The organism is Stenotrophomonas sp. CASM110 (assembly GCF_049384345.1).
In the GTDB taxonomy this organism is placed as follows: domain Bacteria; phylum Pseudomonadota; class Gammaproteobacteria; order Xanthomonadales; family Xanthomonadaceae; genus Stenotrophomonas; species Stenotrophomonas muris.
In genome coordinates, this window is the sequence record NZ_JBMRGI010000063.1 from 1 (window position 1) to 290 (window position 290).

At 67.9% G+C, this 290-nt stretch carries 1 protein-coding gene; it reads right to left on the reverse strand.

The window, feature by feature from the left end; genetic code table 11:
* Positions 1 to 11: 11 nt before the first annotated feature.
* Positions 12 to 290: DAPG hydrolase family protein (locus tag VG561_RS21205; protein WP_423172695.1), on the reverse strand; the 279-nt coding region annotated here is incomplete at its 5' end.

Here is a 290-nt window from a genome sequence, read left to right on the forward strand (position 1 = left end):
CGGCGCGCCGTTCACCACGGCAACGGCACTGCTTCGCCGTTGGCGCGCTCGCCGTAGTACAGCGAAGGCAGCAGCCGCGACAGGAAACTGAACTCCGTATAGCAGTGCCTGAGCAGGCCCAGGCCGACCGCGTCGCCGGCATCGCGACGCGGATCGGCGCTGTCCAGGCCGAGCACGAAGCGGCTGCGCAGCACGCAGCCAAACGGCGTATCGCGCGCCACATGCAGCATCTGCCCATCGCAGGGATCGCCCTGTACATCCAGACGCACGTGATCACCGAAGCCGATGCG